Raw genomic sequence first — 13857 nt, forward strand, 5'->3', positions numbered from 1 at the left:
TTTACAACGTCTCGGCTATGGTTAGTACGGGAATTAAAAGTAGTAAACTTTCGATTTAGCACTTAGCCAAAACTTTTTATTTTGTTTTATCTTTTTATTTTAAAGCCAAATCAAAAAGATTTGGCGGACTTTGTTAAAAGCTCTAAATTTTGATTTAAGCACCAAAACCCGTATTAATTATAGCCATTGTTGGCAAATCGTTTTTTTTATTCATCAGGTAATAGGTCAGATGTAAATCCACTATTTTTTTCCCATTCCCTAACTCTTTTCATTTTCTTTTTTTCAATAAATTCTCCAGTCCAAGGGTCGAATGAGTAAACATTATATTTATATACAATCCTTGAACGTCCTTCATCTTTAATGTCCTTTATTTCATTTGTAAATTCAGTTATATAATACTTAAACTGTCCGTTATAAAATTCAGCTTTTTTGAATTTTTCCCATTTTAAAAATTCCGATACTTTTTCTAAATTATTTACTTGTAAACCTTTTGTTTTTGCAATTTCAATCGCTTTGTTTTTATCAATTTGGAATGTTTTATTATTGGATTTCACGTTTTCAAATCCGTAATTATTCCAGAACCCTTCGTTAGGAATATATTCTCCTTTTTCGTCCAGTTCAATTCCAATCATTTCGTCATACCATTCTGAGGTATTTAATTTTACTTGGTATCTAAATAAAAATTTTGTTGGTTTTCTTTCAATTGGTTCTGTCCAACTACCAACATAACCATCTTCATCATAGGCATAACAATTGAAATCAAAACGAACGTGTTCCTCGAAGAATTCTTTGCTATATGTATTGATTATTAAATTGTCCGCTTTGGTTTTCATTCTTTCAAGAGTGTCGTAAAATGGATACAGTGATTTATTGACTTCACAAACTGCATTATCATAATCTCTCGTATACATTAATTGTCCATCAAAATTATACTCTTTCCAAATTCCAATTCTTTTCCCATCCTTTATCGACCAGCCTTCGGTATTTAGTCTAGTGGTATCTTTGATAAAATGAACACTATACCATTCTAAATCCTTGAATTTATATGTTTCGGTATAAGTTTTATAAACTGAATTCTTAATGATTCTAATATGACTCGAATCAGTTTCTATTTTCTTTTCGCTGAACTGTCCAAAGGTTAATAAGGAGGTCAGAATTAATATTGTTGATATGATTACTTTTCTGTTCATTCAAATGTTTGCCAACAATAGTATATAGTTACCATGGTAACTATATTTCTCTTATATGATTTACTAAATTAGTAAATCTTTTACGTTTTTAAACCTTTTTATAGATACATTAGTATAAATTTCTGTTGTTTTATTAGAGCATATACTAGAGAATTATGCTATGATTTTATTTAGAATTAAATTCAGGCACTATAAGTGCAAAGAGATTTGGGATACGATGCTTAATTAACAAAAAATCCTCTTTCATCAATGTAGACAAAAGAGGATTAAAACAATCAAAAGCTCATTTTAGTATACTATAATTAAGCTGGTACTATTTCTTATGAAATCATATAGCTTTTAATGTAACCGAATACCATAGTGCTATTCTATTAATGAAGGAGAGAATAATTATAGTAACAGTATTATAAAAGTCCCGTCTTTATCTATATAAATAGTTATAATTAAATGAAGAACATCTGGAATAAAATAGGTTTAGAAGCTAAAAATTTTGCTAATAAAGAAACGATTATAGAAAGAATAATTATTAAAAATATTAATGATAAAAAAGATTTTTGGCATGCAATTTCTGACATATTGGGAGATAAGCTTAAAACTGATGATTTCACTCGATCTGAATTACAAAAAGTTATTGTTAAAGAAATAGAAGAAGATCCTGACTTACAAGAAAAAATTATAGCTGATCTAAAAGCATATGTTGATCGGGATTTTGCTATAGAAACGTATTTAGAAGTGATTCTTTTTTCCAGAGGTTTTCAAGGAATTACCGCATATCGGGTAGCTAGAAGGTTCCTTCTGAAAAACCAGAAACTAACAGCAAAGTTTTTTCAAAATAGGATTTTCGAAGTGTATGCAATTGATATTCATCCAAATGCCAAATTAGGACAAGGAATAGTAATTGATCATGGGATTGGGTTAGTTATTGGAGAAACAGCCGAAATAGGGGATAATGTATTTATTTTTCATAATGTAACTTTGGGAGGTACGGGCCATCAAGGAGGAGATAGACACCCCAAAATAAAAAATAATGTATTTATAGGAGCAGGAGCTACAATTCTCGGAAATATTACTATTAATAATGGTGTCAATATCGCTGCAAGTAGTGTAGTTACCAAAAGTGTAGAAGAAGGGATGACGGTTGCAGGAATACCGGCAAAAGTGATAGGAAAAGCAAAAAAAATACAATAAGAATAAAAAGTGATTGGGTTTCTGTAAAAAATACATCAATACTCTGCGTGATTAATATATGAAACTCATTTATTAGCATCTCAATATTAATATACGACGATTCAAAAGAAAAATATAAATAGACTCTATAGTTTATTAGAATTTGCAATAGTCAAATCATAAAAAAAACAGATTATGCAAACAAGAACCTTATGTATCTTAGGACTAATATTTTTTGTAACCAGTTATATATTTTTTTCTCAAGGATCACTGAGTGAGCAAAAACATATAGATTTAGCTCATTGGTTTAATTTGATTGGAGCAGTATTATTATTTTCTTTTAACCATGTATTTTCTAAAAATAAACTTAATTCTATAGCATCTGTCTTAACAACCTTAGGAATTATTGCTCATGTTGGACTTTGTACTATTGATTTTATGATGTGGAGCTTTGGTAGTAACGATATCGGAAGAAATGAATTAAGAGAACAAATAAATAATACACCATTAATTTTATACCCTTTTGTAATCATTGGACCATCGTTACTATTTGTGGGGCTAGCCACCCATGCTTTGAATTTTATCAAAACTAACCCTATAAGTTCTCTTATGGTCATAATTGGTGGACCATTTGTCGGACTTTCATATTTTATTTGGAATAGCGGAATTTTAATGTTGGTTAGTTGCATTATTTTTGCATCTGGACTGGCGATACTGTTATACAGAAATGAAATAAGAAACATGATGAATAAAAACTCTCTAATCAAATCTTGATTTTGAGATTTTTTGATATAAGAAATAATTTTTATCAATATTAATCTATGACTTGTACCGTATACAATATCTATATTTAGTTAAGAAAAATGTTTATAGGTGATGATAGGTTGTCCAATCAATTAAAAATTCTCATTATACTCTAGTGAATTCTAATATTCTAAACTGATATTCTAATACTCGGTTAAGTTCATTTTTATATGCCATACATTTAAATGAACTATACTAGTAAAAGGGATATGAAATTATGGAATTAAACTTTTTGAAGGTAAAGAAAATAGGTTTCAAAATAGGGTTGCTTTTTTTCTTCTTATTGATAGGAACTGCCAGTAACGCTCAGATATTTGATAAAGTATTGAAGAAGGTAAGAAATGTTACAGGTAAAAGAATGCCTTTTGAAAAAACTAAAGCAATATCAACCTCGATACAGGATACACTCTATGGTATTGATTGGTTTGATGAAGATATGTTTATACCAGAAATGGCAGAACCAATTGGAAGCTCTACTCTTGGGCCAGGCTATTATAGATCGACTGTGAGATCATATTGTTTAAAAGCCGGGGTATATGGTCCAACCAAAGGAGATGGGTACCAAATAGCTAAACTGAAAGGGAGAAAAGCTAAAGTAATACATTCCATTCTTAAAAAATCAGTCATATATCCAGATATTCCTCAATACCACGTGCAAACTCTTATTTGGGGAATAGAAGTAGGGACTAAGTTTTCCAGCTACCCTCTTGAATTTCAGAATACAGTAAGACCATTATTAACAAAAAAGGAGATGTTATCAATGGAGGTGAATTTTGATAAGATAAAGTACAAATTACTTCCCGAAAAGGTTAAATCCCTTATGAACACCTATGCTTCACTCCGAACAAAAATGCAGTCTGCTCAAATAAAGTACGATGAGATAGAAGCGATTGCCGTAAAAAAAGGAGTAGCTCCATTAGGAGCGGGGAGTAAAGAAATAAAAAAAGGACTTTGGTCTTACATTGGAAATGGTTTTTTTATGCGTGCTTTTCCTAAGGTATATTCAACCACAGAAGTAGAATTATACAGGCCAGCTAAACTGGATATTATAAAAGATGATAAGGGAAGAATAAAAACAATTCTTGATAGAGGAAAATCAATAGAGATTGTTTATGATGATAGTATGGGATCAGATACTTTTGATTATGGAAATACAAAGGTACCTATATGGAAAATAAAGAAAATTCATTTACAAGGTAACCAAAAGGATCAAGATACCGTTATTGAAATCAATCATTGGATATTTAGAGGTTCTCAACAGCAATTGGATTTAGTCATGCAAAAGCATCAAAATTCGATTGAAATCAATCAGTTTGAAAAAACTAAAAGAGGAGGACCTTTTCCTGAGGAAATAAATTTTGCCAGGTTTGACCCAGATAAGAAAAAACCTACCTGGGAAGAAATATATGAAAGACTAAAAAAAGATAAAGAAGTATTTGATAAATACAAGAAATGGTATGATAAGTTAAAAGAGTATAAAGGATATGCAGAAGAAATAGATGAATTTGGCAGGGTACGACCAGATGAATATTATTTAAATGAAGAATTCCGGAAAAAAAGAATTCAAGACGCCATAAAAGCTGTATCTAACCCAGGAGATGCCAAAGGGAGATCAAAATGGATCAGGGAGACGTTAAAAATGACTATGGATTTAGTAGCTAATGCAATATGTGCGTTAGGAGGTTGTGGAGATAATAGACCTCTTGATCCAGATATGGAATCCTACCCTGGACAACCAGGAAATACAGCTAAACAAAGGATTGGCCTTAGTCAATATAAAAAAGAACCATAAAAAAGTGTTCTTTTTTATATATCCATTATAATCTACATTATATTTAAAATAGATATAATTATTTTATTCAAAAAATCCTCTTTCATCAAAATAGACAAAAGAGGATTAAAACAATCAAAAGCTCATTTTAGTGTACTATAATTAAGCTGGTATTATTGACATGATCCTATGGTTTTCCACCAATGTTCACCACTACCGGGAGTAACCCAGATAGGACCTGTTTGTGCTTCATATAAAGTATTTTGATATACTACACGATCACCTTGATTATATACTGTAGGATAGGTTTGCCAGTTGGTAACACCACTACAAGAACCTCCTCCACCTCCGCCAGAAGAGGTTACTGTAATTGAAACGGAACCGGATGTAGTTGTAGCATTGTTATTATCCGTAGCAACAGCACTCAAGCTATAGCTTCCTACAGTAGCATTAGACCATGAATACGTATAAGGGCTACTTGTATCTTCTCCTAATTTTGTATTTCCCTGGAAAAATTCAACTTTAGTTATTGATCCATCAATATCAGTAGCATTTGCAGCAATATTGATGGCTTGTCCTACGACTATAGAAGAATTATTTCCCGGAGCGGTAATAGAAACCGAAGGAGATTGATTATTTCCTCCACCTGTACCACCATCGCAATCTCTTATAAATTCCCATGGTTGCCCTGCTCCTGTGCTAGATGAAGGAATATTACCTTGTGTCCACCATTTTGCTCTATACAATTTATTTTGGTATACAACTTCTTGTCCAGTGGTATATGCTAATGCGGCATTCCATTGAGAAGACTCACATCCGCCTCCACCGCCTCCACCGCCACCAGAGTATGGAGATTCTGGATAGTTTTCAGCGTTTGCTATAGCTTGTGATTGAGAAACCCCACTAAGTACCTGGCTGGCAACATGAACATAACCATATGCAGAAGAATTACCATTACCTAATAAGAGTTGCCATATCATAACTCCATCGTTAGAATTGTTAGCGGCAATATGATTAGATAAATCTGCCATATTTTGATAGTTGTATTCATAATATGGTCCCCAGGGTTCATTTGGATAATGGGTTCCAGCAGCAATTGAGAACCCATATTGATTAGCATAATACTTATAAGCATCGTACATAATCTTCCTATTACTAGCAGCTCCAGTGTTATACCCTTGATAAGCAATAAGATCAATTTTGTCACCTACAGCTTTCATTACAGGAATCATATGACCTGTTGAAGAAAAACCAAATAAACTAATAGCCTGATTAGGAGAAGTTGCATTATATAAATTAGTATCAGATTCTCCTGTTACAGCATTTCGTTTACTATACCCATAAGGAGAGGAGGGATCATCATTATTAAGCCCTCCTAAAGCTCCAGCTCCAGCAGGAGCGCAGGCTAATACATATTGTCCTTTTGGCATGATTGCTCTGGAATTGTTAAAGAAATCTATGAATCGTTGAACATTTATAGGCTCACCAATGGTTTGAAAACTTCCGCTAGGTTCAAAATCCCAATCGATACCTTCAAACCCCATATCATCTACTAAATCTTTAATGTGCTGATAATTTATGTCATAAGCGGCATTGCTACCCCAATAGGTTTCGCCTCCTATAGATAAGATGACCTTGATTCCTTTGGATTTTAAAGCTGCTACTGATTCTTTTAAGGTCTCACCACCATAAGGAGTTTGAATACCTGTATTTGTAATATCCAAAGATCCTTTTTGATACCTGAGATTTGGTTTCCCAAAGGCGAGGAAAACATGGGTTACATGCTCTGGAATATCTCTTAGTTTCGATCCCTGTCCTGGTGCTGCCCAACTTTCTGACCATGATGGAAAATATCCTAATATTATTGGCTCAGTGAGGGTTGATTTGTCAATAGAACTAGATTCAGCATTTTGTGCTTCTAATATTTCATCTTCTACAAAGTTTTCATTTGAGCAGGAAAAAAAGAAAACCTGTATGAATACGATAACCGATAGTCTTTTAAGTAAATTCATAATTAGTTAATTTTAGAGTTTGTGTAGATTTCTATTTTTATAATTAGGAGTTTATTAGATTAATGAAAGATCATATGTTCGTCTACTTCTTTATAATTCATTTCTGATGCTTTTCTGTATTTTAGTTCAACGGTATTCCAATCTGTTGCCCAACCCTTAGCTATGTTATTTAGATACACAATTTTAAGTTTATGTTTTCCTTTCTGTAGAGCAATCGAACTCTCTTTTGGATGTTTTTTTAACGGAGTTTTATAATCAATTAATAACTGATCGGCAACCCAAACCTGATCTTGTACACTAGAAAAATAGTAAACACCATCTTCTGGAATATCAACAAAACCATCTAAGAATACTGCCCTAAAATTATCTTCATTAACTTCATGTCCCCAACTATAGGTAGTATTAGAATCTTTAATTCTTTTTATAGTTGAAGTATGTGTTTTTGTATTGTTTTTAATATCATTCACATTTTTAAAATGTCCTTTAATTTCTTTCATAACAAGCCCTTTAGAAAGCTTTGAGGTATTCAAAGGAGCAATAGGTTTTTCTTTTATTATCGATAATTTTCTAATAGTACTCATTTTACCATTGTCTAATATTGAAGCAATCCTTAATTCTGATGTTTCTGTAAATAATAAGGGTTTTGTGTATTCTTCACTATTTCCATTTGGATCTGTCCCATCTGTGGTATATATCATTTTTACCGGATGAGTAGTTGTGAATTCTAGGTTTACACTATCAATAAAAGTTATTTTATCAGAAGTAGGGCCTTCAGGAAGAGGGATATGGTGACTAATATTATAATGATCTAATACATTATATATCGTATTCAATCGTTTTAAAAAATTATCAAAATCTTTATTTTCTTTGGGTGTCCAAGTGGTTTCAGCGAGAGCTATTATTCGAGGATAAAGCAAATATTCTATGGTTTTTTCCTGAGAAGCGTATTCGGTCCATAAATTTCCTTGTGCTCCTAAAATGTGTTTTCTTTTATCAATTTTAATTTCCTTTGGTATAGGATCATAGTTATACGTTTTTTCAAGTGAGATGTACCCACCAAAAGCAAGAGGTTCTACTTTATAATCACCTTGGTAGAAATTGAGATAAGTATACTCTACGGGGGTCATGATAACATCATGTCCTTCGTTGGCTGCTTTGATACCTCCTTCTTCACCTTGCCATGACATGATGTTGGTTGTAGGAGTAATACCACCTTCCAGAATCTCATCCCAACCAATCATTTTCTTGTTGTATTTTCCTAAGATTTTTTCTACACGAGACATAAAATAACTTTGGATCTCATTCTCATCTTTTAATCCTTTTTCTTTTTTTAATTGCTGACAGGTTAATGAGTTTTTCCATTGTTCTTTGGGGACTTCGTCTCCTCCCATATGATAATATTCATAAGGAAAAAGAAAGGAAAGTTCCTTGATAACATTTTCGATAAAAGTGTACGTTTCTTCTTTTCCAGCACATAGAATACTGGATTCGATACCCCATAAATTTCTCACTTCATACTCCTTGTTATCACATGAAAGCTCTGGATATGCTGCTAAAATTGCGATAGCATGTCCTGGAGTATCAAATTCTGGTACAATATCTATAAATCTATCTTTTGCATAACGTACTACTTCTCTTATTTCTTCTTGAGTATAATATCCCTGATGGTAAGAACCATCAACATCTTTCCTTTTAGATCCAATGGTTGTAAGTTTAGGGTATTTCTTAATTTCGATTCTCCAGCCTTGATCATCGGTTAAATGCCAATGAAATTTATTTATTTTAAATAAAGAAAGTACATCAAGTTGTTTCTTTATGAAATCAACAGAGAAAAAATGCCGGGAAACATCAAGATGCATTCCTCTCCAACTAAAACGGGGTTTATCTTCGATGTCGACGGCATTAATTTTAAAAGGAAGCTGTATAGCATCCTGATTATACAAAGGAAGAAGTTGCATAAAGGTTTGCATACCGTAGAACAACCCTCGATCTGTTTTTGCTTTTATTTTTATATCATTTTCTGAGATAGAAAGATGATACTCTTCATCCTCAAAACCTAATGTGTTTTCTTTTATAAGCTGAATCCTGTTATTCGTATTTCCAGTATCAGATACTGTAAAAGAATGGTTTATACGAGCTTTTATTTTTTCAACAAAGAAATTTGCAATAATCTTTGATGACTCATCTTTACATAGAAAAGAAGTGTTTTTGTTAATTTCAAATTTTTCATTTTTGGAGACTACTCTTAATGGTTTTGGAGTAATGCTCAAAAAATGATCTGTTGATGAAGGTAAAACTTCAGAGTTTTTACAAGCCATAAAAATTAAAAAAAAGAAAAATATACTTCGTATGTTCATTATTAATTTATTTTTTGAAGGATTTCTTGTTGAACGATTTGTTTAACCAGATGGTCGATGGGTTTTTTGATAAAACTCTTTACCTGATAACCATAATTATCCAATTCTTTTTTAATTACATCCTGAGAATAATATGCAACAGAGCCTACGAAATGGATGGGATATTTACATAATTCTTCTTTGTATTGAAAAAGATATGTACGTATAAAGTTTAAAATTCCTTCATGTAATATTTCTTCGATATATATATTACCTCTATTTCTAAATATAAACTTAGCGAAAGAGGCTAAATACTTATTAGGAAAACTAGTACGATATAATATATTTAATAATTGATCAAGGTCAGTATCATATTCCTGTTTAAAAAGCGAGGCCATATTTAATGGCATTTGACCCAAGAAATAATCTTTGATCAATATTTTTCCAAAGTAATTACCACTACCTTCGTCGGCTAATAGGTAACCTAAAGCAGGAAATTTTTGAATTACTTTTTTTCCATCAAAATAACAAGAATTAGCACCGGTTCCCAAGATACAGACAATACCTGGCTTTTGGGTTGTAGCTTTTACAGCACCAATAATATCTTCTTCTATGCTAATTTCTTTAACGTTCTTAAATATAGATTGTAAAACAAGATTTATCTTTTTTTTGGATTTAGCCTCACCACACCCGGCTCCATAAAAATACACACCATGTATTAAGTCACTTTTTTGTACAATAAGATCTTCTTTTTGAATGATACTCTGGATATCATTTTTAGAAAGTAAAAGAGGATTTATACCATGAGTTAAAAATTTGTAAACAGGTTGACCATTATTATTGATGAGCACCCAATCACATTTTGTAGAACCACTATCTGCACATAATATCATAGTTTATTGCGTTGTATCATTAAAAATTATATTTTTTGAAAGCCTCTATAGCTTCATAGTCAGCCAATCCTAGTTGATCATATAGCATTGCGGTATTTCTATTCCTTTCGCGTGCTCTTAGCCAAAATTCTCTTGAGTCTTCACCCTGAAACATTACTCGGTCTTTTTGAGATTGATGATATAAAATAGCGTTAGTTTTTTTGTTTACCTCATGAGGGCTTAATGGTACAGCCATCTCAATTTCTGAAACGTCCCATTCTTGCCAAGCACCTCTATACAACCATACCCAACAATCTTTCATGAAATCTTTATTTTTTAAGTTTTTGACAGCTTCAAAAATGGCATCCAAACATACCTTATGAGTTCCATGAGGATCAGCAAGATCACCCGCAGCGTATATCTGATGAGGTCTTATTTTTGAGATCAAGTTTTCAGTAATTTTTACGTCTTTTTCGCCAAGTGGATTTTTCTTTATTTTACCAGTTTCATAGAAAGGAAGGTCCAGAAAATGCACTTTTTCATCAGATAAACCAAAATGTCTTATTGCTCCAAGAGATTCCATTCTTCTAATCAACCCTTTGATCAATCTTACTTCGGGAATATCAATATCTCCTGGGTTTTTGGAGGTAAGAAATTCTATTACTTTTTTGAAATTATTCCCTTTATTGTTGGTTTGAAAATTATAAGCTACTTCAGAAAATTTTAATGCTTCATCATCTGTAACAGCTATGTTTCCCGATGTTTGATATGCTACATGAACATCATGGCCTTGATCTATTAATCTTAAGAAAGTTCCTCCCATAGATATAACGTCATCATCGGGGTGCGGACTGAAAATGAGAACCCGTTTTTTAGCAGGTAAAGCCCTCTCGGGTCTGTTGGTATCATCTGCATTTGGTTTTCCTCCTGGCCAACCGGTAATTGTATGTTGAAGTTTATTGAAGATCTTGATATTTAAATTATAAGAAGATCCTTCTACAGCCAAAAGACTTGACATCCCATTATCATTATAATCTTTGTCGGTAAGTTTTAAAACGGGTTTATTTAATTCCTGACTTAGCCATGTTACCGCTTTAAATTTTAATTGCTCTGTCCAGATACATTGATCTACAAGCCATGGTGTTTTTATTCGAGTAAGTTCTGAAGCTGCTTCAGAATCAAGAATGATAGTAGTGTTTTTATGTTGCTGTAAAAAGGAAGCAGGAATATTTGAAGATACTTCACCTTCTATAGTTTGCTGAACCACTGTTGCCTTTTTATGTCCCCATGCAAGTAATAGTACTCTTCTGGATTTCATAATAGTGCTTATCCCCATGGTCACGGCCTTTTTAGGAACATGTTCCAAACCATTAAAGTCAGAAGAAGCATCTGTTCTAGTCACGTGATCAAGGGTAATAATTCTTGTGCCAGAATTTGGGTGAGATCCAGGCTCATTAAAGCCTATATGTCCTGTTCTTCCAATTCCCAGAAGCTGAAAATCTAATCCTCCATATTGCTTAATTTTCATTTCATAATCAATGCAATATTGATCCATTTCTTCTACTGGAATAGTACCATCGGGAATGTTTACATTCTCTGGATTAATATCTACATGATCAAATAAATGTTGATGCATAAAATGATAGTAACTTTGTTGATGTTCTGTATCCATAGGATAGTACTCATCCAGATTAAAAGTTACTACATTAGAAAAGCTTAGTTCTCCAGAACGGTGTAAACTCACTAATTCTTCATACACCTTTATAGGAGAAGAACCTGTTGCTAAGCCAAGTACGCACGTATTACCTTCTTTTTGTTTTTGCTTAATCAATGCTGCTATTTCGTTTGCAACCAATTTTGAAGCTATTGATGAATCGGGAAATATTTCGTTATGAATTTTCTCAAATTTCGTTTTTTCGAACTTCCCTACCTGTTTATATTCAATTTCCTGAATCATATTCTCAAGAGTTTGATATTTTTTAGTTGTTTTAATGGCTTTAAGATTTAGATGAAAGAGATGGAGTTAAAATATATATTGTTTTTCCATCTCTTTCATAATTTAGTTTATGGCTAATTGTAATTAAAAATTTCCACCAGGAACATCCCACCATAACCGGGTACCTGCATTATCTGCGCCACCAAGTTTGGTTACAGCACCAGCTACGCCATCAGGGTTAGTTTGTAATTCACTATCCACAAAAGGGATTCTTCGAATTTGTAGATTGGTATCTACTATACCACCACTTTGATTACTAACCACTGGGAATATTTTTGGGTAACCTGTACGTCTATATTCACTCCAGGCTTCTTGCCCCTCGGGGAACATTGCTATCCATTTTTGAGTAATTATACGTTCTAACTTTTCTTCATTACTAGCTGCGTTATCCCAGGCAATAGTAATGGTACTTAATGCAGCAATATTATTTGCAGAATTAATAGGATCTACATAATCTTGTGGAGTTGATGTATTATCTGCAATATAAGCAGCCGCTCCAGAAGATCCTCTTTGCTGAAAAGATAATGTTATACCTTGCTCATAGTTTCCTTGTATATCTCCAGAACCACTCCATCCTCTTAATGCTGCTTCTGCTTTTAGGAAAAACACTTCTGCAGCAGTCATAAGTTGAACAGATGATGTTAATACATTATCGTTAAGAACAGCAAAAGTGATATAATCTGCTTTTTGCGCTAACTCATCTGCGTATCCTGATAATAAAGGCAATCCATTACGAACACCTTTTAATGATCCTGGAACTACAGGGACAGTAGTATTATCTCCTGGAACTGTTTCGCTGAAATATGAATTAGCTCTAGGATCATCATAGCCAATTAAAATAGACTCCATAGAAGCATTCATTCTAATATCTCCCCAAGAGTTATTGATGGTCTTTATCGGGTGATCAAGAGTACCGTTTATAAAAAAGCTATCGGCATTAGATTCCATAACCCCAATAGGATGACTGAGTGATTTTTCTCCTTCAGTTTTTGCTTTGGCAGCATCTACTTTAGAAATACGAATGGCTAAACGTAGTCGTAATGAGTTTGCGTATCGTATCCAACTTTCATAATTACCTCCATATGCTAAATCAAAAGCAGTAAATCTTGGGCTATCTATATTATCAGATAAGATTTGAATCGCTTCTTCAAGGTCATTAAAGAAAGCAGTATAAGCCTCTTCCTGAGAATCATATTCACTTGTTGTAGCAGAAGCTCCAAATTTTGTATATACAATAGGACCAAAAACATCTGACACCCTGTGCATAGCAGTAACCTTTAAGATTTGAGATACAGCAAATAATTCTGGAAACTCATCTTTGGTCTCATTTTCAATAGTTCGTGCATTATTCATCACATTAGAATAAGGCACGCTCCATATAAAATTATTCCAGCCACTTACCAAATTGTATGTAGTATTATTGGCTCCAGCGACAAATGGCCTAGGGTTAGTCATGTACCCAGAAAATACATCTGCATTAAGATTCTGTTGCAATTGATACGACCAAGGCGGTGTATATTGATAAATATTTTCAAACATAGGTTTGTATAAAGAGCCTACATTCTGGAAATCTACTTCTAATTGTTCTTGTGTAATATTTCTTGGATTTTCATCAATCCCTTCCAAATCATCTGAACAGGATGAGAATAGCATCGAAAAGATGACGATCCCCGATAAAAATATATTATTTATGTTTTTCATAGTCTTTT

General features: G+C 32.8%; 9 protein-coding genes. 3 read left to right on the forward strand and 6 right to left on the reverse strand.

Annotated elements, in window-relative coordinates; translation table 11 throughout:
• Positions 1-206: 206 nt before the first annotated feature.
• Entirely contained in the window at positions 207-1190 is a 984-nt protein-coding gene (locus tag PQF96_RS10300) for a hypothetical protein (protein ID WP_271766014.1), read from the reverse strand.
• 447 nt (positions 1191-1637) lie between these two features.
• Here PQF96_RS10300 and epsC point away from each other — a divergent pair, with 447 nt between their 5' ends.
• The 3 genes from epsC (at position 1638) to PQF96_RS10315 (ending at position 4953) form a co-directional block, all read left to right on the forward strand.
• On the forward strand, positions 1638-2378 hold the full coding sequence (gene epsC, locus PQF96_RS10305) for a serine O-acetyltransferase EpsC (RefSeq protein ID WP_271766015.1): 741 nt from the start codon (positions 1638-1640) through the stop codon (positions 2376-2378).
• Between the two features lie 174 nt (positions 2379-2552).
• Positions 2553-3131 carry a hypothetical protein gene (locus tag PQF96_RS10310; RefSeq protein ID WP_271766016.1) on the forward strand — a complete coding sequence of 193 codons (579 nt, stop codon included), beginning with the start codon at positions 2553-2555 and terminating at the stop codon, positions 3129-3131.
• A gap of 247 nt (positions 3132-3378) precedes the next feature.
• Positions 3379-4953 (forward strand): hypothetical protein, encoded by a 1575-nt coding sequence (locus tag PQF96_RS10315; RefSeq protein ID WP_271766017.1) that lies wholly within the window; start codon positions 3379-3381, stop codon positions 4951-4953.
• Between the two features lie 152 nt (positions 4954-5105).
• Here PQF96_RS10315 and PQF96_RS10320 read toward each other — a convergent pair whose 3' ends face one another.
• The 5 genes from PQF96_RS10320 to PQF96_RS10340 form a co-directional block, all read right to left on the reverse strand.
• Positions 5106-6944 carry an Ig-like domain-containing protein gene (locus tag PQF96_RS10320; protein WP_271766018.1) on the reverse strand — a complete coding sequence of 613 codons (1839 nt, stop codon included), beginning with the start codon at positions 6942-6944 and terminating at the stop codon, positions 5106-5108.
• 59 nt (positions 6945-7003) lie between these two features.
• Positions 7004-9301, reverse strand: coding sequence for a family 20 glycosylhydrolase (locus tag PQF96_RS10325; protein WP_271766019.1), 2298 nt, complete (start codon positions 9299-9301; stop codon positions 7004-7006).
• A gap of 2 nt (positions 9302-9303) precedes the next feature.
• On the reverse strand, positions 9304-10173 hold the full coding sequence (locus tag PQF96_RS10330; RefSeq protein ID WP_271766020.1) for a BadF/BadG/BcrA/BcrD ATPase family protein: 870 nt from the start codon (positions 10171-10173) through the stop codon (positions 9304-9306).
• Between the two features lie 19 nt (positions 10174-10192).
• Positions 10193-12109: a glucosamine-6-phosphate deaminase gene (gene nagB, locus PQF96_RS10335; RefSeq protein WP_143915605.1), complete on the reverse strand. Its 1917-nt coding sequence runs from the start codon at positions 12107-12109 to the stop codon at positions 10193-10195.
• Positions 12110-12232: 123 nt separating this feature from the next.
• Positions 12233-13849 carry a RagB/SusD family nutrient uptake outer membrane protein gene (locus PQF96_RS10340; RefSeq protein WP_271766021.1) on the reverse strand — a complete coding sequence of 539 codons (1617 nt, stop codon included), beginning with the start codon at positions 13847-13849 and terminating at the stop codon, positions 12233-12235.
• Between the last annotated feature and the right edge of the window lie 8 nt (positions 13850-13857).

The organism is Aquimarina algiphila (genome assembly GCF_947494415.1).
GTDB lineage: Bacteria > Bacteroidota > Bacteroidia > Flavobacteriales > Flavobacteriaceae > Aquimarina > Aquimarina algiphila.

Excerpts from the sequence above, each read along its gene's own strand:
- PQF96_RS10300 (WP_271766014.1), bottom strand. The coding sequence starts at position 1,190 with ATGAACAGAAAAGTAATCATATCAACAATATTAATTCTGACCTCCTTA.
- epsC (WP_271766015.1), top strand. The coding sequence starts at position 1,638 with ATGAAGAACATCTGGAATAAAATAGGTTTAGAAGCTAAAAATTTTGCT.
- PQF96_RS10310 (WP_271766016.1), top strand. The coding sequence starts at position 2,553 with ATGCAAACAAGAACCTTATGTATCTTAGGACTAATATTTTTTGTAACC.
- PQF96_RS10315 (WP_271766017.1), top strand. The coding sequence starts at position 3,379 with ATGGAATTAAACTTTTTGAAGGTAAAGAAAATAGGTTTCAAAATAGGG.
- PQF96_RS10320 (WP_271766018.1), bottom strand. The coding sequence starts at position 6,944 with ATGAATTTACTTAAAAGACTATCGGTTATCGTATTCATACAGGTTTTC.
- PQF96_RS10325 (WP_271766019.1), bottom strand. The coding sequence starts at position 9,301 with ATGAACATACGAAGTATATTTTTCTTTTTTTTAATTTTTATGGCTTGT.
- PQF96_RS10330 (WP_271766020.1), bottom strand. The coding sequence starts at position 10,173 with ATGATATTATGTGCAGATAGTGGTTCTACAAAATGTGATTGGGTGCTC.
- nagB (WP_143915605.1), bottom strand. The coding sequence starts at position 12,109 with ATGATTCAGGAAATTGAATATAAACAGGTAGGGAAGTTCGAAAAAACG.
- PQF96_RS10340 (WP_271766021.1), bottom strand. The coding sequence starts at position 13,849 with ATGAAAAACATAAATAATATATTTTTATCGGGGATCGTCATCTTTTCG.